Below are 22068 nucleotides of genomic sequence, written 5' to 3'. Positions count from 1 at the left end.
CCTATCCTGCGTTGCTATTCCACGACACAGGAACCGGCACATGGCCCTTATCGCTCTGGATGACCCACGATGGGCCGAACTGCAGCATGCCTATGGCGCTGCGGATGACATTCCGGAGCTGCTGGCCAATCTCAGTATCCCGAAAAACGAAAGATCCGAAGACGATCCGATCGAGGACACCTGGCACGAGTTGTGGAGCAGCCTGTGCCATCAAGGGGACGTCTACAGCGCTTCGTTTGCGGCTGTGCCGCATATTGTAAGAACACTTCTGACATGGCCAGAGTTGCTAACGTTTCACTTCGTTGGACTGCCAATCTCGATTGAAATGCAGAGGCGGGAAGCCAGCATTCCGCTTCTCGATGTCGTGGAGCCAGAGTATTCGGAGGCTTTACAGAAGCTCGCGCGATTTGCTGCGAGCATTGTCACGGGAAGGCATGATGAAAGTATGAGCTCGTGCCTGTTGACAATACTCGCCTTGGAACATGGAAACTTCGGTGCAGCGCGGATGCTGAGTCAGATTGCACCTGAGGAAGTGGATGAGATGATGGAGCTGTTCCGGAATCGCTAGCAGAAGCAGTCGAGCATCGCTCGACTCTACAAAAGCGTACTTCGATCATTTCCACGCTCATCCACGCATGGCGTGGATCTACCGGCCACCGGAAAACTGTCGAAGGCGGGGTGGGTCCGGTTGCGGGGGCGTGAGCCGCATGGATGCGGCGACCGAGCTTACAGGGACGTACTTGTAGCGTCCCCCGCAACCGGACCCACCCCGCCATCCCATGGAATGCCCGCTTTTGACGTTGACGTTGATCCGGCAGGTGCAGGGCGCAGCCCTGCCGCCAAACCTACTCCGGCATCAGCACCAGCCCATCCGGAAACACGATCGCCGCTTCATCCGCACTCACGTCGAAGAAGCCCACGCCGTGCTTCTCGGCCAGATCCTGCACCCGCCCGTGCGCGCGCTCGGCCACCGAGTACGCGAACGCGCCGTAGATCACCTGCCGGCCGATGCTGTACTCGGTCACCTCGGCACGATCGTCATCGTCGTTGCTCAATGGGCCGTTCAACGGCGGGAAGTCCTGCGCCATCTCCGCAAACCACGCCTGCAGCGCCGGGCTGCTGACGGCCGGGTCGTCATACTCGTGGCGCTCGTTCCACTGCGTCTGCTTTTCGAACCAGGCGATGAAAGCCGCCGCCTCGCGTGGCGCGGCGCTGGCCTCGAACACCATCATGTCGTAACTCATTGGAGCTTCCTGTGCAGAGCAGGGGTCAGCGCCTCCGCCTGCGGCGAAGGATCCGACCCCGGCAACGGGGTCTGTGGACGCACAGGGTATCCCGCTAGAGCTGTTCGGCTGCACTCATCGCCAAGCCCGGCGCCAGCGCCTTGGCCTCCGGGAACAGCGCGAAGCGCAGGCCGATCAGGCCCATCAGCGCTTCGTCGCGGGCCTTGCAGGCGGCCACGCTGCCGACCCGGCCCAGCGACGTATCCAACCGCTCGCGCAGCGCCTGGTCTGCAGCAATCGGCTTGCGCGCCGCGATCTGCCGCCGGTAGTGCCCAGCGATCTCTTCCAGGATGTGCTCGACGGCTTCGCGGCTGCGCTCGGGCAGTTCCAGCCGTGCACGACGCAGCTGCAGGATGTTCAGGCCGATGCGCGCCTCGTTGAGCATGTCCACCGAGGCGATGTCGCTGCCCTCCGGCGTCGCCGCCAGGCGCGGCGCGAGCAGGCCCAGCAGGTCGAGCATGCGTGCGGCGAAGCGTTGCCGATCCTGCTGGCCACGTCCTTCGGCGGCTTCGGCCAGCGTGGTCCAGCCCTGCCGCACCAGTCGGCGCGCGGTCCACTCGGCACCTACCGAACGGAACAGGCGGGTCATCACCACTGCAAAGCCAATGCCGATGAACATCGCGATCGACGAGTTGAGGAAGGTCTGGATGTTGGCGCTGTAGGTGTTCTGCAGGCTCAGCAGCGCGGCCAGATTGACTGTCAACGGCAGCGCGAACAGCGCACTCTTGGGATGATGCAGCAGCAGTCCCAGCGGCAGGAAGGCCACCGCCAGCACCAGTGCCAGCAGGCCGAAGTCGTGCACGGCTGGGAACACGCCGAACAGGTACACGCCCGCCACTACCGAGGCGACCATCGCCCACACCAGGAACTGCACCATGCTGGGAGCCGGATCGTCCTGTGCGGCGAAGAATGCGGCCGTCACCGCCGCCATCATCGCGCCGTTGCCGCCGCCTTCCCAGCCCAGCGCGATCCACAGCACGCAGTAGCTCATCAGCGCCACGCCGGCACTGAGCGCGGAGAACAGCGCCATGCCGTAGTCGACGTGCTTGTCGGTGGCCACCCGTTCGGTGCGGATGCGGTAGTGCGCGCGATCCAACGGCGCGGTGCCCTGATCGATCGCGTGCTGCAGGGTGCGGCAGTCCTGCCACAGGTCCACCAGTTCCTCCAGGCGCAGCAGCAGGCTGGCCAGCTGCAGGTGCTGCAGGTCGCGGTCCACCTGCGGCTTCAGCGCGCTGATGCGCGCGCGCAGGCGGGCGTACTCGCTGGCGTTGGTCGGGCCATCCAGCCAATCGCGGATGTCGTCGACCAGCGCCGGCAGCCCATCCGGCAGGGCCTGGCCATCGCTGCGCAGCGCACTCAGGCGATCGGCGATTGACGACAACACCGGCAACAGCAACAGCATGCGCTCGCGCAGGCGCTCCATCGACACTGCCGAACCGGCATGGCGTGGATCATCGCGGCGCAGGAATTCGATCAGCGCCTCGAACTGCACCAGGTCGGCAGCCAGCCGGTTGCGCGGCGCGTGTGCGCGGCCACGCTCAAGGATCTGCCGGCACCACTGCGCGGCGTCCTCCATCCAGTTGCCGATGCGGGCGCGCAGCATCGGGCGTACCGAAGCCGGGAACAGCAGCGAGGCAAACAGCACGGCCACCACCGTGCCGAGGATGATCTCCTCGCTGCGCGCCACCACGGTGTCGAAGATGGTCTCCGGCGAGGTGACTGCCGGGAAGCCGATGAAGGCGGTGGTGTAGCCGGCCAACAGGAACGCGTAGCCGCGAGGGCCGCGGTTGAGCAGGGCCATGAACAGGCAACCGGCCAGCCAGATCGACATCGCCGCACTCAGCACCAGCGGGGTTTCCACCAGCGCCGGCAGTACCAGCAGCGTGGCCAGCCCGGCCACCAGTGTGCCGACGATGCGGTACACGCCCTTGGCGCGGGTCGGGCCCAGCAGCGGCTGGCTGACGATGTACACCGTGCCCATCGCCCAGTAGGGGCGCGACAGGTTGCCAGCCATGGCGATGTACAGCGCGGCCACCGCGGCCAGGTAGGTCTTGATCGAGAACAGCCAGGCCTGGCGATCGGTCAGCGCGTTCATGGCTTACTTCGCCGAGGCCTGTGCGGTGGACGGCGCAGCCGGGGCAACCGATGCCTGCCAGCCGCCACCCAGCACCAGGAACAGGTGGACCTGGTCGCGCGAGACCTGTGCTTCGGCGGCGGCCAGGGTGGCGTCGCTGGTGGCCAGGCTGCGGTCGGCATCCAGGCTGGACAGGTAGGGTGTGCGGCCGCCCTGGTACAGCCGGCGGTTCTGCTCGGCGGCCAGCGCGGCCTGCTCCTGCGCCACGCGCAGCGACTGCAGTCGGCGCAGGTCCTGCGCATACCGGTCCAGCGCAGTCTGGGTCTCGCGCAGTGCCTGCAGCACGGTGTGGTCGAACTCGGCCAGGGCCGCGTCGGCACCGGCTTCGGCGGCGTGGATGCGGGCATGCGTGCCCGAGGAGGGCAGTGTCCACGAGATCAGCGGGCCGATCGACCACTGCTGGGTCATCGGCGTGCCGAAGTCTTCCAGCAGGCCGGCGGCACCGACCGAAGCGCCGAGGCGGATGTCCGGGTACAGCTCGGCGGTGGCCACGCCGATCCGCGCGGTGGCCGAGGCCAGCTTGCGTTCGGCCTGGCGCACGTCCGGGCGGCGCTGCAGCAGCGCACGGCCATCACCGACCGGCAGCGGCTGCGCCAGGCTGGGCGCGTGCGCGCAGTCGATCACGCCGGCCGGCAACTGGCCCGGGGTCTGGCCCAGCAGTGCGGCCAGCGAATAGGCGGCCGCCGACCGCTGCGCGCGCAGCGGCGGCAGCGCGGCCTCCAGCAGCGCCACCTGCGCATTGGCGCGGGCCAGTTCCGGCGGCGTGCCGCGACCGGCTGCGATCAGGCGTTCGGTAACCGTGCGGCTGCGCTGCTGCAGTTGCAGCGAATGCTCGGCCACGTGCAATTCGTGGTTGGCGTGGCAGATTTCCAGGTAACTGTCGGCGACCTGCGCGACCACGCTGACCTGGGCCAGATCGCGTGCCGCCGCCACCGACTGCTCGTCGGCACGCGCTGCCTCGGCGCCGCGCTTGAGCTTGCCGAACAGATCGAACTGGTAGCTGACCGCGAACTTGCCATCGGCCAGGTTGATCACCGGCAGCTCGTGCTCCTGCAGGAACGATTCGGCCGACAGCTGCGCGCGGCTGACGCCGGCCTCGGCCTCGTACTCGAATCCGCCCGCGTCCAGCGCCTGTTCGTACACGGCGGCCGCACGGCGCAGGTGCGCATCGGCGGCCTTCAGTTCCACGTTGTCACGCAGTGCCTGGGTGATCAGCCCGTCCAGCACCGGGTCGTTGTACAGCGACCACCAGCGGTCGGGCAGCGCCTGGTTGGCGGCAATCTGCGGGTTCTGCGTATCGATGAAGGCCGCATTGGCCTGCGGGCGCTTGAACGCCGAGCCTTCCGGCAGTGCATAGTCCGGGCCGACGGTTCTGCACGCGGCCAGGCTGGCCAGTGCGACGATCAGGCCGAGACGGGGCAGGGCGGCGTTCACAGGCCCGCCTGTGTCGGCGAAGTGCCGGCCTTGTCGTTGTGCGGATGGCGGCCGGTGTCCACGGTCACCGTGGCGGTGCGCCCGGCAATCAGTTCCACGCCCTTGGGCACTTCGTCGATGGCGATGCGCACCGGGATGCGCTGCGCCAGCCGCACCCAGTCGAAGGCCGGGGTCACGTTCGGCAGCAGGGTGCTGCCGTTGCTGCGGTAGCGGTCCTCGATACCGGCGGCAATGCTCTCGACATGGCCGTGCAGCGGTGCCGATTCGCCCATCAGGCGGATGTCCACGCGCTGCCCCGGCGCCACGCCGCGCAGCCGGGTCTCCTCGAAGTAGCCATCGATGCGGAACGAGCCGGTATCCAGCAGCGCCAGCACCGGCTTGCCGGCCACCACGTAGTCGCCCACGCGCATCGTGCGGTCACTGACCCGGCCATCGGCCGGGGCGCGCACCTCGGTACGGTCGAGGTTGAGCTCGGCCAGGTCGACCGCAGCCTGTGCGGTGGCCAGCGCCGCCTGTGCGGCCTGCAGCTTGGCGCGGCGTACTTCGGCGTCCTCGGCGGCGACCAGGTCCTGCAGGCTGCGGTCGCGGCCGATCTCGCGGCGCAGCTGTGCCACCGAGGCCTGGCGTTCGGCCAGGCTGGCCTTGGCCTGCTCCAGCGCGATGCGGTAGCGGGCGCGATCGACGACGAACAGCAGGTCGCCCTTCTTCACCGCCTGGTTGTCGGCCACGTTCACCGTTTCCACCAGCCCGGACACGTCCGGCGCCACCTGCACCACGTCGGCGCCGACGTGGGCGTCGCGGGTCCAGGGTTCATCCATGTAGTAGACCCACAGCTGGCGCAGCACCAGCAGGGCGACGATCACGGCTGCGCTGGTGAGCAGCACCGGCAGGGTCTTCTTCACGATCTTGTTCACGATTGCATCCAACGCAGGAGGTGGAACAGCAGGCCAAGCACGATCCCGTACAGCGCCAGGTTGAACAGCGCCGGGTGCCATACATGGCGGTAGGCGCCGGCACGCTGCAGCAGCGCGTGCAGGCCGCTGTTGACCAGATAGGCCAACACCATCAACCCAAGCAGGGTCGGGACGAACACTCCGTGGAGACTGAATTCACCGGGCATCGGTAGGGGCGGGGACGAGGTGGGGGAGGGGAGGGACAACGAAACAACAGCAACGGGCAAAAGCCGCTGGCGTGTGCACGGCAGCGGCGGTGTTCGGGGGCAGCGCTCTTACGTGATGCGGTCGGCGGCCTCGGCCAGCAGGCGCCATGCCTTCAGCACGGCGTGCAGTTCATCCATGGAAAGCTCGCCGAACACGTCCTGGCGCAGGCCGATCAACTGATCTTCCAGTTCGCTGACCAGCGCATGGCCCTCGTCGGTCAGCCACAACAGGTTGGCGCGGCGGTCGCTGGCGTCGCTCTCGCGGCGGACCAGGCCACTGGCACACAGCTTGTCCAGCAGGCGTACCAGGGAAGGACCCTCCATGCCCAGCTGCTGGGCCAGCGCCACTTGGCGGATGCCACCGCCGGAGCGGCCGATCATCAGCAACGGCATGGTGCAGGCGGTGGAGATGCCATAGCTGCCGAGCCGGCTGTCGGCAAGGCGCTGCCACTGCCGCCCTGCATAAAGCAGGCCGGAGCTGAGCTGCATCTGCAGCACGGTGCGCTCGTCGAGGGGGCGGTCCATAAGAGATAGATAGGATACTACTAATTTCATTCCTATCAATGGGTTTTTATGAATGGGTGGGTGTGTTGAGGAAAGCGTTGCGCCTGCCTGGTGTCGGGTGGGGCGGCGGGGGCCGGACGGGGCAGGACACGCCGCAAGTACGTCCCTGTAGGCTCGGCCGCGGCATCCATGCCGCGGACGGTCCTGCCCCGCCCGGCCCCCGCTGCCTTCCCATCACCCCGCGAGCGCGGTGGGTTGGCTCTTGGAAGCAAGAGCAGAAGCAGTGCGGACCAACGGTCCGCACCCACCAAAGCAGAAGACACCACAGCAGCGGCGCGCTGCTTCCGAAGCCATGAACCCCCGCCTTTGCCCCCGCTTTCGGGCGGTCCGGCCGCGCCCGCAGGAACGCGCCCGCAGGAAACTGTCAGGGATGGGGAAGGGCGGCAGGGCAGGACCGTGAGGCGCATGGATGCGCCGACCGAGCCCCCATGGATGGGTTTACGGCGTGTCCTGCCCTGCCGCCCTTCCCCATCCAGACCCGTAACAGGCAGGCGCCGCCAGACCCCCCGATGAACCGTCCCCACAGGACGACCCACCCCCCGGTCGGGTACGATGCTCGCCCCCCGTTCGGGACGCTGTACGCAATGAGCAAGAACAACGAAAAGGCCGCCCCGCAGGGCGACGTGACCCAGGACCAGGCCGAGGATGCCGTGCGCACCCTGCTGCGCTGGGCCGGTGAGGACCCGTCCCGCGAAGGCCTGCTGGATACCCCCCGCCGTGTCGCCGAAGCCTATGGCGACTGGTTCAGCGGTTACCGCGATGACCCGCGCGCCTACATGGAGCGCACCTTCGAGGAAGTGGCCGGCTATGACGAACTCATCGTCCTGCGCGACATCGAGTACGAAAGCCACTGCGAACACCACATGGCGCCGATCATCGGCCGCGTGCATGTCGGCTACCTGCCGGCCGGCAAGGTGGTGGGCATCAGCAAGCTGGCCCGCGTCGTCGAAGCCTACGCCCGCCGTTTCCAGGTGCAGGAGAAGATGACCGCGCAGATCGCCCAGTGCATCCAGGATGTGCTGCAGCCGATCGGCGTCGGCGTGGTCGTCGAGGGCGCCCACGAATGCATGACCACCCGCGGCATCCACAAGCGCGGCGTCAGCATGGTCACCTCCAAGATGCTGGGCAGCTTCCGCGACGACGCGCGTACCCGCGCCGAGTTCCTGCGTTTCATCGAAGTGGGCGGCAAGCGCTGAGCCGCTTGACCGCACTCCGCCGGCCTCTGCGGGCCGGCATGCCTACGGCTGCCCGCGCGGCCGCCGCGGGCGGCTGCTCGTCCCCGCCAGCCCTCATGACTCCTTTCGCTGCATGAAGCACCGCGAACGCATCTCCCGTTACCGCCATCTGCGCGAACAGCCCCAGTGGAAGCTGCTTGCCGCCGACCACGCTCCGGAAATCATCGGCCTGCTGCAGGGGCTGCTGATGGACGGCGAGCGCACCCTGCCTTCGTCGGTGCTCAACGAGCGCCTGCAGCGTGCGCTGGATCAGCTCAACGGCGACGAACTGTCGCGCGAGCTGCCGCGTACCGCGCAGGCCTACATCGCACACTGGCTGGCCCAGGGCTGGCTGGAACGCCGCCTGCCCGAGGGCGCCGACCAGGAGCAGTACGAGCTGTCGACCGCGGCACTGCAGGCGATCCGATTCGCCGACGGCCTCGAGCAGGCCCGTGTGGCCGCCACCGAGAGCCGACTGGCGCTGGTCATCGAACAGCTCTCGCAGCTGGCCGCGCAGACCGAATCCGATCCGGACGCCCGCCTGTCGGCGTTGCGCGACGAGCGCGACCGGATCGACGCCGAGATTGCCCGTGTCGGCGCCGGCCGTGTGATCGCGCTGGACGGCAAGCGCGCGCTGGAACGTGCGCGCCAGATCATCGGCCTGGCCGACGAGCTGACCGAGGACTTCCGCCGCGTGCGCGACGACTTCGAGCAGCTCAACCGCGAGTTCCGCGAACGCATCATCGACGACGAGGGCGAGCGCGGCGATGTGCTGTCGCAGCTGTTCGAAGGCGTGGACGTGATCGGCGAAAGTGATGCCGGGCGCAGCTTCCAGGCCTTCTGGCGCCTGCTCAACGACGCCGAGCAGAGCGCCCAGCTCGATGCCGCGCTGGAAGCGGTGCTGGCGCGTGGCTTCGCCCGCCGCCTGGACCGCAACGAACGCAACTTCCTGCGCGGTTTCACCAGCACCATGCTCGAGCGCGGTGGCCAGGTGCACGATGTGCTGCAGAACTTCGCGCGCAGCCTGCGCGGCTTCGTGCAGAGCCGTGGCTATCTGGAACAGCGTCGCCTCAACCAGCTGCTCAAGCAGGCGCAGTCCGAAGCGCTCGCTCTGCGCGACGAGTTACCCGCACAACGCGGCATCGGCCGCGACCTGCAGCTGACCACCAGTCGCCTGCGCTCGTGGTCGCAATGGAAACTGCACGATCCGCGCAGCGCCCAGGTCGATGGCAACGTCGAATACAACGACGCAGCCGCGATCAGCCTGGAAAGCGTTGGCGATCTGGTCGCTTCGTCCGAAATCGACTTCCGCACCCTGCGCCGCGACCTGCACGACCTGCTCGATGCACAGCCGCGTCTCAGCATCGCCCAGGCCCTGTCGCAGCGCGAAGCGCCGCAGGGTCTTGGCAGCGTCATCGGCTACCTGTCGCTGGGCACGCGCTTCGGCAACGTGGTCGTCGGCGAGCAGGAGCTTGCGCAATGGCGTGGTGGCGACGGCCAGATCCGTCGCGCCCGCATCCCGCTGGTTTGGTTCACCCAGGAGAGACGCCATGAGCTGGCATGAAGATCCCATCGACGCACCGCAGGCCGACGTGGCGGAAGATGCCTACGAGGCCGAGCCGGTGGCGGCCGTGGCGCAGCCCCGCCGTGGCAACGACGTGTACTACCTCGGCGATACCGGGCGCCTGCCGCTGGATGCGCGCCGCGCGCTGTGCCAGCTGCTGATCGGCCCCAGCATCGACCAGCTGCGCCACGCCAAGCTGTGGCCGGCGCTGATCCGCAGCGAGGCGGCCATCCGCTCATCGCTGGCCGACCTGTTCCTGGAACTGGTGCTCGACCGCGACAGTGGCGTGGCGTTCACCCGCCAGGCCGATACCGAAGACGTCGATGCGCCGGTGCTGCTGCGCACCTCCCCGCTGACCTTCATCGACTCGGTGCTGCTGCTGTACCTGCGCCAGCAGCTGGCCGAGGCCGATGCGCGCGGCAACCGCGCGGTGGTCGCCGACGCCGAGATGGCCGAAGCGCTGGCCATCTACGAAAAGAACCTGTCCACCGACCGCGCCGGCTTCAACCGTCGCGTCGCATCGGCGGTGCAGAAGATGAAGGACAACCACATCCTGACCCGCCTCAGCGGCCAGGAAGACCGCCACGAAGTCTCGCCGGCGCTGAAGCTGCTGTTCTCCGCCGAAGACGTGTCCCAGCTTTCGGCGGTCTACCGCCAGCTGCGTGAAACCCCGGCCGCCGAGGCCTGAGAGACCCGACCATCGCATGGCTATCTCCAAGCACACTCCCGCCCTGTTCAACGAAGGCCTGCCGGACCCGCGCCTGCAGCAGTTCCGCATGCGCCGCCTGCAGGTGCACAACTGGGGCACCTTCAACGGCCTGACTGAAGTACCGATCGCCGAACGCGGCTTCCTGTTCGTCGGCCGCTCCGGCTCGGGCAAGTCGACCCTGCTCGATGCCATGTCCGCGCTGCTGACGCCACCGGCCATCGTCGACTTCAACGCCGCTGCGCGTGAAGCTGAGCGCAGTGGCCGCGACCGCAACCTGGTGTCCTACGTGCGCGGCGCGTGGGCCGACCAGCAGGACAGCGGCACCGGCGAAATCGCCACCCAGTACCTGCGCAAGGGCGCGACCTGGACCGCGCTGGTGCTGGAATACCGCGCCGGCGATGGCCGCGTGGTCAGCCTGGTGCGCCTGCTGTGGATCTCCGGCAACGGCACCTCGGCCGGCGATGTGCGCAAGCACTACATGATCGCCGAGCGCCCGTTCGACATCGCCAAGGACCTCGGCGGTTTCGACCTGGACCTGCGCAAGCTGAAGCAGAAGCTGCCCGACCTGCACCACTTCGACACGTTCTCCGGCTACGCAGAGCGCTTCCGCGACCTGCTCGGCATCGACAACGAGATGGCACTGCGCCTGCTGCACAAGACGCAGTCGGCGAAGAACCTGGGCGACCTCAACGTCTTCCTGCGCGACTTCATGCTCGACACGCCGAAGACCTTCGACGCCGCCGAGCGCCTGGTCAGCGACTTCGCCGAGCTTGATGGCGCGCACCAGGCGGTGGTCACTGCCCGCCGCCAGGTGGAAACCCTGTTGCCGGCGCGCGCCTACTACAACGACCTGAAGGAAATGCACCGCCGTCGTGGCGACGACGAAGCACTGAAGCTGGGTGTCGACAGCTTCCGCGAAAGCCGGCGCCAGGCGCTGATCGAAGCGCGCCTGCGCGAGATGGACGTGCGTGACCGCGGCCTGCTCGGCGAAGAAGCCCAGCGCCGTGCCGCACTGGACAATCACACCGAGCGCCTGGCCGAACTGGAGCTGCAGCGCCGCCAGCAGGGCGGTGAGCGCATCGAGGAACTGGAACGCGAGCAGGGCCGTGCCGAAGCTGAGCGTGACCGCCGCCAGGCCAAGCGCGAGCAGGCACGCCAGGCGGCGCAGCAACTGGGGGCCGAACTGCCGGACGACGCCCATGGCTTCGCCGAACTGGTCGAGCGCGCACAGAACGAGCTGCAGGACCGCCAGCGTGCCTCCTCGGCACTGGACGACGCGATCAGTGACCGCCTGGGCGGCAAGCGCGATGACGAGCGCCGCTTCGGCGAGGTCCGTGCCGAACTCGAAGCGATGCAGCGCACGCCCTCCAACATCCCGGCGCCGATGCAGAAGCTGCGCGCGCGCCTGGCCGAGGAAACCGGCATCGCCGAGGCGGCACTGCCCTTCGTCGGCGAACTGATCCAGGTCCGCTCGGAAGAGCAGGGCTGGCAGGGTGCCATCGAGCGCGTGCTGGGTGGTTTCGCGCTGTCGCTGCTGGTCGATGACAAGCATTACAACGACGTCGCCGAATGGGTGAACCGTACCCACCTTGGCATGCGCTTCACCTACTACCGCGTGCGCCGCAACGATGATGCATTCGCCCGTGAGCCGTCGGCGAAGTCGCTGCTGCACAAGCTTGAACTGCGCGAGCATGTGTTCGAAAGCTGGCTGCGCCGCGAGCTGGGCAAGCGCTTCGACTACGAATGCGTGGATGCCAAGCAGCTGCGCAACGTCGACCGCGGCATCACCCGCGAAGGCCAGGTCAAGCATCCCGGCGACCGTTTCGAGAAGGACGACCGCAGTGCGGTGGGCGACCGCCGTCGCTGGATCCTCGGCTTCAACAACCACGACAAGGTGGGCGCCTTCGAGCGCGAAGCACAGGAGCTGGCCAAGCGCATCGCCAGCTGCGAGACCGACATCGCGCGCCTGCGCGGGCAGCGTGACCGCGACAACGAACGCCGCCTGGCCTGCCACGAGCTGGTCAGCATCAGCTGGAACGAGATCGACGTCGCCGCTCCGCAGCAGCGCCTGAGCGATATCGAAGCCACCCTGCGCGACCTGCGCGAAGGCAACGCCGATCTCGCCAAGCTGGCCAAGCAGATCGACGCCGTGCGCGCCGACATCGAGCAGTCCCGCCGCACCTATGAAGACGTCCGCGTCGAGCGCGGCCAGCTGGTCAAGGAACGTGATCGCCTGGACCGCGCACGCCAGCAGAGCCGTGCACTGGTGCTGCCGAGCCTGGCCCAGGAGCAGGAAGCCGGCCTCGCCGAGCGCCTGCAGGAACAGGGTCCGCTCAGCCTGGAAACGCTCGAAGCGCACATGCGCCAGGTCAGCAACGCGCTGAACGAGCAGCTGTCGTCCTCGCAGCAGGAGCTCAACCGCATCGAGAACCAGCTGATCGGCTGCTTCCGCCGCTTCATCCAGCAGTGGCCGGAGGAGTCGGGCGACTTCACCGTGTCGGTGGCCTCGGCCGAGGACTTCCTCGCACGCCTCGAACGGCTGGAACGCGACGGCCTGCCACAGCACGAAGAGCGCTTCTTCGACCTGCTGCAGAACCAGAGCAAGAACAACCTGCTGGCCCTGCAGCGCCACAGCGCAGAGGCCCGCAAGTCGATCGGCCAGCGCCTGGACGAGGTGAACGCCAGCCTGGAGCAGGTGCCGTTCAACCGTGGCACGCTGCTGACCATCGAACTGAGCGACCGCCGCCTGCCGGAGGTCGCTGAGTTCCACCTGCAGCTGCGCGAGGTGCTGTCGCAGCAGCAGACCGAGCAGCGCGAGCTGGCCGAATCGCAGTTCACCGTGCTGCGCCAGCTGGTCAACCGCCTCGGCTCGCAGGAAGGCGAGGACAAGCGCTGGCGCGAGCTGGTGCTGGACGTGCGCATGCACGTGGAGTTCATCGGCGTCGAGCTGGATGCGGAAACGCGCCAGCAGGTCGAGATCTACCGCAGCGGCGCCGGCAAGTCCGGTGGCCAGCGCCAGAAGCTGGCCACCACCTGCCTGGCAGCAGCGCTGCGCTACCAGCTCGGCGGCGCTGACAGCCAGCTGCCCAGTTACGCGGCGGTCGTGCTCGACGAGGCCTTTGACAAGGCCGACAACGAGTTCACCGCGCTGGCGATGAACATCTTCGACAACTTCGGCTTCCAGATGGTGGTCGCCACCCCGCTGAAGTCGGTGATGACGCTGGAGCCGTTCATCGGTGGCGCCTGCTTCGTCGAAATCAGCGGCCGCCACGACTCCGGCGTGCTGCTGATCGAGTACGACGAAGAGGGCAAGCGCCTGAAGCTGCCGGAGCGCAGCCGCCAGCAGGCCAACGAACCGGAAGAAGCCGAGGCCTGAGCGCCTCGGGCAATCCACCTGTAGAGCCGAGCCATGCTCGGCTGCTCTTCGCGACCGGAAACGGCGTGCCAACCAAGGTTGGCACCTACCATTTCATAACGTCCCTCACGAACCGCGGAACGTATCCCACGCCATCCGCGCGATCAGCACCACCACCAGCCCCACGAACAGCTTGCGGATGAACGGCGTGCCGCCCTTCAGTGCTAGGCGCGTGCCCACCACCGAACCGATGATGTTGGCTGCGGCCATTGGCAGCGCGAACAGCCACAGGATGTTGCCGGTCGGCACGAAGAACGAGATCGCTGCCACGTTGGTCGCCAGGTTCACGACCTTCGACGCCGCTGACGCACGCAGGAAATCCAGCCCGAAGAAGCGCACGAACAGGAAGATCAGGAAACTGCCGGTGCCTGGCCCGAAGAAGCCGTCGTAGAAGCCGATCGCCGCACCGATCGCCAGCGCGATCACCAGTTCGCGGCGGCCGATCTCCTGCGGCCGGTGCAACGCGCCGAAGTCCTTCTTCCACAGCGTATAGGCCAGCATCGCGATCAGCAGCACCAGCACCAGCGGGCGCACCGCGTCCTTGGGCAACAGGCTTACCGCAGTGGCCCCGGCGAAGGAGAAGATGAAGGCGGTGCCGGCCGCGAACAGCACCGGCTTCCACGGGAAGCGCACATTGCGCGCATAGCGCCAGGCAGCCGCACCGGTACCGAACATCGAACTGAACTTGTTGGTACCAAACAGCATCGCCGGTGTCTGCTGTGGCAGCACCGTGAACAGGCCGGGCAGCTGTACCAGGCCGCCGCCGCCCACGGCAGCATCCACAAGACCGGCGATGAAGGCGATCACCACCAGCCACCACAACTCAGGGGGAACCAGTTCCAGCACGGCGATCAATCAATGTGGGGGCGCGACAGCATACGCCTGTCCTGATCCGGGCGACTGCCGCCGCGCGTGGATCAATCCCTGCAACCCGGCGACAATGCCGGCATGAGCCGAAAATCCGCCGATCCCTGCCCCTGTGGCCTTCCCGCCGATTATCCCGCCTGCTGTGGCCGTTTCCATGCCGGCGAGGCCGCGCCCGATGCCGAGCGCCTGATGCGTTCGCGCTACAGCGCCTATGTGAGGGGCCTGGCCGGCTACCTGCGCCACACCTGGCACCCGGACACACGTCCGGCCGAGCTGTCGCTGGACGATGCGCCAGGCCACCGCACCCATTGGCTGGGCCTGACCGTCCACGACCACACGGTCACCGGCGCAGACAGTGCTGAAGTGCGCTTCACTGCGCGCTACCGCATTGGCGGCGGCAGCGCGGTGAGAATGACCGAGCACAGCCGATTCCGGCGCATCGACGGCCGCTGGTATTACCTCGACGCGGTCTGAGCCCTACGCACTGGATGCAGCCAGCAGGCGCTGGCCGCCGTGCGCGCGGACCTGGTTGCGACCTCCGTCCTTGGCCATGTACAGCGCCTGGTCGGCGGCCTTGAGCACTGCCGTCGGTCGCGGATCCACGCGGCTGTCGGCCAGCCCGATGCTGACCGTCACCTGCACCACCTGGCCGGTGCCGCCGCGTCCGCGCTGCCGACGGCCAGCTTCCTCGTCACGGCTGCGGGTGCTGCGGTCGCGCAGCTGCATGCGGGTGTCCTCGATGCTCTGCCGCAGTGCTTCGACGGCCTCAATGCAGGCCGCCGCTGGGCGGTCGAGGAACACCACTGCGAATTCCTCGCCGCCATAGCGGAACGCTCGGCCACCGTCGCCGACACGCGCCAGCCGCGACCCCACCAGGCGCAGCACGTCGTCGCCGGTGTCGTGGCCGTGGGTGTCGTTGAACGACTTGAAGTGGTCCACGTCCACCATCGCGATGCTGTAGGTGCCGCGCGCCCGCTGCAGGGTCTCGTTGAACGCCCGTCGCCCGGGCAGGCCGGTCAGCTCATCGCGGAAGGCCATGTGGAAGGATTCCTGCAGCATCGCGCCCAGCATCAGCAGCAGGGCGGCGCTGCTCAGCGCCGGCAGCAGTACCGGCTGCAGGAAGATCCGCGGCAGCATCCACCACAGGCACAGCAGGGCCAGCAGCATCGCCGTGTGCAGTGGCCGCGGATGCCGCCACGCCTGCCAGCCCAGCGCTGCGGTCGCCAGCAGGAACAGCAGCGCCGGCAGCTGCGCCAGCGCGTTCCAGTCGGCGGGAATCCAGGCCCAGTGACGGCTCGATAGCAGATCGTGCATGCCCTGCGGCTGTTGTGCCGCAAGCAGCAGGAAGATCACCAGGGCCGCGCCGCAGACCACGCCGCGCAGCAGCAGGTCCTGGCGTCGGCGTCCGCGTTCCGGCCACACTGCCAGCCCGGCAAACAGCAGCGGCACCCAGGCCGAGATTGCGTGGAAGCGCAACGGAGTCAAGGCGCCGACATGGCCGCTGCGCAGGTAGCCGCCGACGTCCCGGTGCAGCAGGGCGAACACCACCGCCACGACCAGCAGCAGGCACAACGTGCGTATCTGGTGGTAGAGCAGGGCCAGGCCCGCGCCGAGGCAGGCCAGCAGCCAGGGCAGGATGCGTTGGGCCGGGCTGGCCACATCCTCGGTGCCCAGTGCCATCCACAGCACCAGGACGACCAGCACGGCGGGCAGCACGAACAGGTAATGCGCAGGCTGGCGGAGTGGATGCAGGGGCACGCAGGAAGTCCAGTGCGGTGACGATGCGGCCGCAACACTGCCGTTAGCGGCGTCCTCACCCGCTTCTTGAACACGCGCTTTTTGAAAAGGTATGCCCGCAACCATGTGAATGGGGCAGTGTGCCGCCATGACGTCGCACTCACCGCACTGCGCCGATGCTGTAGGCATGGACAGCGTACCCACCGCCGTCGCTGCCCCGCAGCACGACCTCGCCCACCACTTCGCACATGTGCGTGCCCGCAGCCTGCAGTTGGCCGCACCGCTCAGTGCAGAGGACGCCATGCTGCAGAGCATGGCCGACGCCAGTCCCAGCAAGTGGCACCTGGCCCATACCACCTGGTTCTTCGAACGCTTCGTGCTGGCGGGATTCGCCAGTGCGCCTGCGCGTGATCCAGCCTGGGACTATCTTTTCAACAGCTACTACAAAAGCATCGGTCCAGCGCACGCGCGGCCGCAACGCGGCCTGTTGTCGCGGCCCTCGCTGCAGCAGGTGCGCGACTACCGCCAGCAGGTCGATGCACAGGTGCAATCGCGACTGGCGGCGGGTGACCTCGACGCGCAGGCGCTGCACCACCTGCAGTTGGGCCTGCAGCACGAACAGCAGCACCAGGAACTGCTGTTGACCGACATCAAGCATGCGTTCTGGTGCAATCCGTTGCAGCCGGCCTACCGCGAGGACCTGCAGCCTGCCACCAGCGCTGCCAGTGCGCAGGGCTGGACCGAATCACCCGAACGCATCGTCACCATTGGCGCCGCAGCCTGGCCGCAGCACGCCGCCTTCGCCTACGACAACGAATCGCCGGCGCATCGCGTGCTGCTCCCCGCACACGCACTGGCAGAGCGTCCCGTCAGCAATGGCGAGTACCTCGCCTTCATCGAGGCTGGCGGCTACCGCGAGCCGCGCTGGTGGCTCAGCGAAGGCTGGGCGTTGCGCGAAACCGAGGGCTGGCAGCACCCGCTGTACTGGGACGATGCCCTGCAGCGCGAGTACACCCTCGGCGGTTGGCGAGAGCTGGACCCGCATGCGCCGGTCTGCCACCTCAGCTATTACGAGGCCGATGCCTGCGCGCGCTGGGCTGGTGCGCGCCTGCCCAGCGAGTTCGAGTGGGAAGCCGCCGCTGCGTCGCAGCCCCTGCGTGGCCATTTTGCCGACGACGATCAGCTGCACCCTCGGGCGGGGCAGGGCAGTGGGCTGCGGCAGCTGTTCGGCGATGTATGGGAATGGACCCACAGCGCGTATGGCGCCTATCCGGGCTTTCGCCCTTTCGCCGGCAACCTCGGTGAATACAACGGCAAGTTCATGTGCGGGCAATGGGTGCTGCGCGGTGGCAGCTGCGCCACGCCGCGTGGCCACGTGCGTGCCAGCTACCGCAACTTCTTCATGCCCCCGGCGCGTTGGCAGTTCTCCGGGCTGCGCCTGGCCAGGGATCTTGCATGAGTACGGTGCAGGACGCGCTGCAGGCGCTGACCGATCTCACTCCCGGCCGCCAGCAGATCCTTGCCGACGTGGTGGCCGGGCTGTTGCGCACGCCCCGCCAGCTGCCATCCAAGTACTTCTACGATGCACGCGGCTCGCGCCTGTTCGAGCAGATCACGCATACGCCCGAGTACTACCCCACGCGCACCGAGCTGGCCCTGCTTTCACGGGTACTGCCGGACATCGCCCGAAGCGTCGGGCCGCACCTGCACGTGGTGGAACTGGGCAGCGGCAGTGGCCGCAAGACCGCGTTGCTGCTGGCCGCCCTGCACGACCCGGTGGCCTACACGCCGATTGAAATCTCACGTGCCGCGCTGCTGTCCAGCATCGACCATCTGGCCCCGGCGCTGCCCGAGGTGGAGATGCTGCCGTTCTGTGCCGACTTTACCCGTCCCGTCGCCGTACCCATGCCCGAACGCGAACCCGCGCGACGGCTGCTGTTCTTCCCGGGTTCCACGCTGGGCAACTTTGAAGGCGAGGACGCGGTCGCGCTGCTGCGCGCGATGCGCCAGACCATGGGGCATGATGGCCTGGCCCTGGTCGGCATCGACCTGCACAAGGACCCGGCGTTGATCGAGGCGGCCTACAACGATGCGCAGGGCGTCACCGCCGCATTCACCCTCAACCTGCTGGCCCGCCTGAACCGCGAGATCGGCAGCGACTTCGATCTCGATGGCTTCCGTCATCGTGCACGCTACAGCACCGCGCGGTTGCGCATCGAGACCGATCTGGTCAGCCAGCGGGCACAGGACGTCCACCTGGATGGCCGCATTTTCCACTTCGCCGCCGGTGAACCCATTCGCGTCGAGTACAGCCACAAGTACACCGAGGACAGCTTCGACGCGCTGTTGCGGCAGGCGGGCCTGCAGGTGGCGCAGCGATGGGATGCCGAAAGCCCCGCCTATGGCCTGCGCCTGCTGCGCCGCGCCTGAGGTGGTGGCCAGCCGGTGCCCCTTCAGGTTCGGCGGCACCGCTGCCCCTAAGATGGCCGTGCAACGGCAACACGGAGGACGCCATGCCTGTTCTGACCACGCTCGGCCTGGCGGCCGCCCTTGCGTCGACTCCGACGCTGCCTGCGGCTTCCGCCGCCAGCACCGATCCGGCGTTCAGCCGCTGCTTGGCGGGCCTGCAGGCCACCGCCGCGACCCAGGGCATCGGCGCTGACCGCTTCAACGAGATCACCGCCGGGCTCACCCCGGACCCCAGCGTGCTCGGCCTGCTCGATGCACAGCCCGAATTCACCACGCCGATCTGGGACTACCTGGCCGCGCTGGTCGATCGCCAGCGCGTGGCTGATGGCCGCGCCCTGCTGCAGCAGCACCGCGACCTGCTCGATCGCGTGTCGGCCCAGTATGGCGTCGATCCGGCCACCATCGTCGCGGTCTGGGGCGTGGAGAGCGACTACGGCCGCGTGTTCGGCAAGCGCCCGCTGCTGCAGTCATTGGTCACGCTGTCGTGCGCCGGCCGCCGCCAACCTTTCTTCCGCGGTGAGCTGCTGGCGCTGCTCAAGCTGATCGACCGCGGCGACCTGCAGGCACAGGGGCTCACCGGCTCCTGGGCCGGTGCCTTCGGGCACACCCAGTTCATGCCCAGCACCTATGCACGCATCGCCGTGGACGGTGATGGCGATGGCCGCCGCGATCTGGTCGGCAGCATTCCCGATGCACTGGCCTCCACCGCCAACTACCTCAAGCGTGCCGGTTGGCGCAGTGGCGAACCATGGGGCATGGAGGTGCATGTGCCCGCCGGCTTCAACGCCAGCCAGGCCGGCCGCACCCAGCGTCGTGCCCTGGCCGATTGGCGCGCGCAGGGCGTGACCGCGCTGGATGGCAGCGCGTTGGCTCCGGCCAACCTGCCGGCGGATGCGCGCGCCGCCCTGCTGCTGCCGGCCGGCAACAAGGGCCCGGCGTTGCTGGTGTTCCGCAACTACGACGCGATCTACAGCTACAACGCTGCCGAAAGCTATGCGCTGGCGATCGCGACGCTTGCCGACCAGCTGCGCGGCGGCAACGGGCTGGCTACCGCCTGGCCGACCGACGATCCAGGCCTGGGCCGCGATGAGCGTCGCCAGCTGCAGACCCTGCTGCTGGCCCGCGGCCACGACATCGGTGCCGCCGACGGCATGATCGGTACCGCTACGCGTCGCGCGATCCAGGCCGAGCAGCAGCGCCTGGGCTGGAGCGAGGTGGACGGCCGCGCAGGCCAGCGCATCCTGCGCACGCTGCAGGAAGAGGTGGCCGCCATCGCACCCGCTGGACAGAATGCCTTGCCGGCGGCACGTTGACCGCGACATCATCGCCGCGGTCTTCAAGGAGCGTCATCGCATGCAGTCGAATCCGGACATCAGCACCGGCCTGTATCACGGCCTGGAGGCCTGGCAGGTGCGAACCGCCAATGCCACAGCGGTCGTGAGTGTGTTTGGTGGCCAGCTGCTGTCGTTCATTCCCGATGGGCAGCCCGATCTGTTCTGGCTTTCGCCCACGCGCGCCGAGCTGCCCACGCCCATCCGCGGTGGCGTCCCGGTGTGCTGGCCGTGGTTCGGCCGCCAGGGCCAGAGTGGCGATGTACCGGCGCATGGCCTGGTACGTACGGCGCGCTGGGAGCTTCTGCATGCCAGGCAGAGCGATGACGGTGAGGTCGAGCTGCAGTTGGCACCTGCGCCCTGCGCCGATCCCGGCCTGCGCCTGCAGATGCAGCTGCGCATTGGCCGCCAGCTGCGCCAGCAGCTCGTCACCGAGAACACCGGAACCTCGCCGGTGACCTTCACCCAGGCACTGCACAGCTACTTCCGGGTCGGCGATGCCACTCGTGTCGAGGTCGATGGCCTCGACGGCCTGCAGTACCTGGACAAGTACGAGGACGGCGCGCAGCTGCGCCAGCAGCAGGGGCCCTGGTCGCTGCGTGACCCGCGCGATCCGGGGCGCAGCGACCGCATCTATACCGGTGCCGGCGGCCACTACGTGCTTCGCGATCCCGTCCTGCAGCGGCGGATCGAGATCCGCAGCGAAGGCAGCCAGACCCTGGTGGCCTGGAACCCGGGCATGGAGGCAGCGGCGAAGATGGCCGATGTCGGCGAGGGCTGGCGCGATTACGTCTGCCTGGAAGTGGCCAACGCCGGGCCAGAGCAGATTACGCTTGCGGCGGGTGCGCGCCATCAACTGGTGCAGACCCTGGGCAGTACCGCGCTGTAGGCGCTTGCAGCGGTTCCAGTTTGTCGAGGCAGGTAGCAGGGACGGAAAACATGCAGGAAGCACAATGGTGGTACGCCAATGGCAGGCAGAGCAGTGGGCCGGTCGATCTGGCCGGTCTTCGCCAGCTGCAGCGGCAAGGGACGGTTACGGCGAGCACCCTGCTCTGGTGCGAAGGCATGCCCTCATGGCGGCCGTTGGCCGAACTGGAGCAGGCTTCCATTCCCATCGAGGTGGCTCCGGCCCCGGATATCGACGCAGCCCCTGCAGTTGAGGGCATTGCGTCAAGTGTCGGCGATCCGTCCGATCCGTATCGAGCCCCCGCCGCTGCACCGGACAGGGCTGCCGCCGCGGGGCTGGAGGGCGAGAGGGCCTTGTACGCCAGCGTGGTCGGCGGCAACTTCCCGATCTATCGCCAGCGCTGGCGGCTGGATCAGGGCATTGCCACGGGCAGTGGCACCTGGCACTGGCCGGCCTTCCTGCTCGGCCCGATCTGGATGATGTACCGCAAAATGTACCGCCTGGCGGCAATGTGGGTCGGCCTGCTGCTGCTGATCAGCGTGGTGGAGACCATGCTGGATGTGCCCGAAGGCGTGTCGCTGGTCATCACCATCGCGCTCAGCGTCACCACCGGCACCTTTGGCAACACCTGGTACCTGGCACACTGCCAGCGCCTGATCGCCCAGGCCCGTGCCGTCAGCGGCGGCGGTGACGCACGGCTGCACAGCGAGCTGACCGCACGCGGCGGCACCAGCGTGGTCGCTACACTGGCCGCCATCGTGATCTCGGTGGTGTTGAGCACCGTCGGCGCCGCACTGGCGGGGTAGGGCAGGTCAGCGGCCCTGACGGGGCCGCAGCACCAGCAGGGACAGCGCACCGGCCACCAGCCCCCAGAACGCCGAGCCGATCCCGGCCAGGGAGACGCCCGAGGCGGTGACCAGGAAGGTGACCAGTGCCGCCTCGCGGTCCCGCTCTACCGCCAGCGCACTGGCCAGGCTGTTGGCGATGGTGCCGAACAGGGCGATACCGGCCACGCAGGCCACCAGCTCGCTGGGGAAGGCCGCAAACAGTGCGGCCACGGTGGCGCCGAACAGTCCGATGATGATGTAGAAGGCACCTGCCGCCATGGCGGCGGTATAGCGTCGTGCCGGGTCCTCATGTGCATCACGGCCCATGCAGATCGCGGCGGTGATTGCCGCCAGGTTCAGCGCGTAGGCACCGAACGGCGCCAGCAAGGTATTGACCACGCCGATCCAGCCGATCAGCGGCGACACCGGCGCGTCATAGCCGGAGGCACGCATC

20 protein-coding genes (1 of these 20 cut by a window edge) are annotated in these 22068 nt (G+C 68.0%); 11 read left to right on the top strand and 9 right to left on the bottom strand.

The window, feature by feature from the left end:
• Positions 1–40: 40 nt before the first annotated feature.
• Positions 41–568: a hypothetical protein gene (locus tag ACZ75I_RS19500; RefSeq protein WP_472958539.1), complete on the top strand. Its 528-nt coding sequence runs from the start codon at positions 41–43 to the stop codon at positions 566–568.
• A 277-nt stretch (positions 569–845) separates the two neighbouring features.
• On the opposite strand, the gene ACZ75I_RS19495 is transcribed toward ACZ75I_RS19500, so the two are convergent.
• The 6 genes from ACZ75I_RS19495 to ACZ75I_RS19470 all read right to left on the bottom strand — a co-directional run bounded on the left by ACZ75I_RS19495 (position 846) and on the right by ACZ75I_RS19470 (position 6535).
• Positions 846–1244 (bottom strand): hypothetical protein, encoded by a 399-nt coding sequence (locus ACZ75I_RS19495; RefSeq protein WP_472958538.1) that lies wholly within the window; start codon positions 1242–1244, stop codon positions 846–848.
• Positions 1245–1338: 94 nt separating this feature from the next.
• Positions 1339–3378: an FUSC family protein gene (locus ACZ75I_RS19490; RefSeq protein ID WP_472958537.1), complete on the bottom strand. Its 2040-nt coding sequence runs from the start codon at positions 3376–3378 to the stop codon at positions 1339–1341.
• Between the two features lie 3 nt (positions 3379–3381).
• Entirely contained in the window at positions 3382–4851 is a 1470-nt protein-coding gene (locus ACZ75I_RS19485; protein ID WP_180868670.1) for an efflux transporter outer membrane subunit, read from the bottom strand.
• Positions 4848–5765 carry an efflux RND transporter periplasmic adaptor subunit gene (locus tag ACZ75I_RS19480; RefSeq protein ID WP_180868672.1) on the bottom strand — a complete coding sequence of 306 codons (918 nt, stop codon included), beginning with the start codon at positions 5763–5765 and terminating at the stop codon, positions 4848–4850. Before ACZ75I_RS19480 ends, ACZ75I_RS19485 begins: the two co-directional genes overlap by 4 nt.
• Positions 5762–5971, bottom strand: a complete 210-nt coding sequence (locus ACZ75I_RS19475) for a DUF1656 domain-containing protein (RefSeq protein WP_025875651.1) — start codon at positions 5969–5971, stop codon at positions 5762–5764. Before ACZ75I_RS19475 ends, ACZ75I_RS19480 begins: the two co-directional genes overlap by 4 nt.
• Before the next feature lie 108 nt (positions 5972–6079).
• Positions 6080–6535 carry a MarR family winged helix-turn-helix transcriptional regulator gene (locus tag ACZ75I_RS19470; protein ID WP_005421298.1) on the bottom strand — a complete coding sequence of 152 codons (456 nt, stop codon included), beginning with the start codon at positions 6533–6535 and terminating at the stop codon, positions 6080–6082.
• Positions 6536–7158: 623 nt separating this feature from the next.
• Here ACZ75I_RS19470 and folE point away from each other — a divergent pair.
• From folE to ACZ75I_RS19450, 4 genes are all read left to right on the top strand, one after another.
• On the top strand, positions 7159–7770 hold the full coding sequence (gene folE, locus ACZ75I_RS19465) for a GTP cyclohydrolase I FolE (protein ID WP_004141296.1): 612 nt from the start codon (positions 7159–7161) through the stop codon (positions 7768–7770).
• A 112-nt stretch (positions 7771–7882) separates the two neighbouring features.
• Positions 7883–9352 (top strand): DUF3375 domain-containing protein, encoded by a 1470-nt coding sequence (locus tag ACZ75I_RS19460; RefSeq protein ID WP_472958536.1) that lies wholly within the window; start codon positions 7883–7885, stop codon positions 9350–9352.
• Positions 9339–10040 carry a DUF4194 domain-containing protein gene (locus ACZ75I_RS19455; protein ID WP_005421303.1) on the top strand — a complete coding sequence of 234 codons (702 nt, stop codon included), beginning with the start codon at positions 9339–9341 and terminating at the stop codon, positions 10038–10040. Before ACZ75I_RS19460 ends, ACZ75I_RS19455 begins: the two co-directional genes overlap by 14 nt.
• A gap of 16 nt (positions 10041–10056) precedes the next feature.
• Positions 10057–13437, top strand: coding sequence for an ATP-binding protein (locus ACZ75I_RS19450; protein ID WP_346476686.1), 3381 nt, complete (start codon positions 10057–10059; stop codon positions 13435–13437).
• Between the two features lie 105 nt (positions 13438–13542).
• Here the strand turns inward: ACZ75I_RS19450 and ACZ75I_RS19445 are convergent, their stop codons facing one another.
• Positions 13543–14322 (bottom strand): sulfite exporter TauE/SafE family protein, encoded by a 780-nt coding sequence (locus ACZ75I_RS19445; protein ID WP_019658763.1) that lies wholly within the window; start codon positions 14320–14322, stop codon positions 13543–13545.
• A gap of 102 nt (positions 14323–14424) precedes the next feature.
• On the opposite strand from ACZ75I_RS19445, the gene ACZ75I_RS19440 reads away from it, so the two are divergent.
• The gene (locus ACZ75I_RS19440; RefSeq protein ID WP_180868676.1) at positions 14425–14817 is read left to right on the top strand and encodes a YchJ family metal-binding protein; all 393 of its coding nucleotides are present in this window, start codon (positions 14425–14427) and stop codon (positions 14815–14817) included.
• Positions 14818–14820: 3 nt separating this feature from the next.
• On the opposite strand, the gene ACZ75I_RS19435 is transcribed toward ACZ75I_RS19440, so the two are convergent.
• A complete protein-coding gene (locus tag ACZ75I_RS19435; RefSeq protein WP_472958535.1) occupies positions 14821–16101 on the bottom strand; it encodes a GGDEF domain-containing protein in 1281 nt (426 codons plus the stop codon).
• Positions 16102–16267: 166 nt separating this feature from the next.
• Between ACZ75I_RS19435 and egtB the strand changes: the two genes are divergently transcribed.
• From egtB to ACZ75I_RS19410, 5 genes are all read left to right on the top strand, one after another.
• A complete protein-coding gene (gene egtB / locus ACZ75I_RS19430; RefSeq protein ID WP_180868680.1) occupies positions 16268–17539 on the top strand; it encodes an ergothioneine biosynthesis protein EgtB in 1272 nt (423 codons plus the stop codon).
• The gene (gene egtD, locus ACZ75I_RS19425) at positions 17536–18510 is read left to right on the top strand and encodes an L-histidine N(alpha)-methyltransferase (RefSeq protein ID WP_180868682.1); all 975 of its coding nucleotides are present in this window, start codon (positions 17536–17538) and stop codon (positions 18508–18510) included. Before egtB ends, egtD begins: the two co-directional genes overlap by 4 nt.
• A gap of 83 nt (positions 18511–18593) precedes the next feature.
• Complete coding sequence (locus tag ACZ75I_RS19420) at positions 18594–19862, top strand: lytic murein transglycosylase (protein ID WP_472958534.1); 1269 nt, start codon at positions 18594–18596, stop codon at positions 19860–19862.
• Between the two features lie 40 nt (positions 19863–19902).
• A complete protein-coding gene (locus tag ACZ75I_RS19415; protein WP_472958533.1) occupies positions 19903–20769 on the top strand; it encodes a D-hexose-6-phosphate mutarotase in 867 nt (288 codons plus the stop codon).
• A 50-nt stretch (positions 20770–20819) separates the two neighbouring features.
• Entirely contained in the window at positions 20820–21593 is a 774-nt protein-coding gene (locus ACZ75I_RS19410) for a DUF2628 domain-containing protein (protein WP_180868688.1), read from the top strand.
• A 6-nt stretch (positions 21594–21599) separates the two neighbouring features.
• Here the strand turns inward: ACZ75I_RS19410 and ACZ75I_RS19405 are convergent, their stop codons facing one another.
• Positions 21600–22068: the end of a benzoate/H(+) symporter BenE family transporter gene (locus tag ACZ75I_RS19405; protein ID WP_180868689.1), read on the bottom strand. Its footprint extends 719 nt past the window's final position; the window shows 469 of its 1188 coding nt (coding positions 720–1188); the start codon falls outside the window, past its right edge; its stop codon occupies positions 21600–21602.

The organism is Stenotrophomonas sp. X, from assembly GCF_055721025.1.
This window is presented reverse-complemented; position numbering and strand designations above follow the sequence as displayed.